At 45.9% G+C, this 207-nt stretch carries 2 tRNA genes; both read right to left on the minus strand.

Features of this window, described 5'->3' with window-relative positions:
• A tRNA-Gly gene (locus Q0794_RS18245) sits at positions 1-69 on the minus strand.
• A gap of 62 nt (positions 70-131) precedes the next feature.
• Positions 132-207, minus strand: a tRNA-Gly gene (locus tag Q0794_RS18250).

The raw sequence follows: 207 nt of genomic DNA on the forward strand, positions 1-207 counted from the left end.
CGGTACACGAGACTCGAACTCGTGACCCCGACCTTGGCAAGGTCGTGCTCTACCAACTGAGCTAGTACCGCTTCATATAAAACTATTTGGAAAAATAAATCATAAGATATTTAAAAAACAACTTATAAAATTGGAGCGGTACACGAGACTCGAACTCGTGACCCCGACCTTGGCAAGGTCGTGCTCTACCAACTGAGCTAGTACCGC

Origin of the sequence: uncultured Psychromonas sp., from assembly GCF_947489755.1 — a bacterium.
In the GTDB taxonomy this organism is placed as follows: Bacteria; Pseudomonadota; Gammaproteobacteria; order Enterobacterales; family Psychromonadaceae; genus Psychromonas.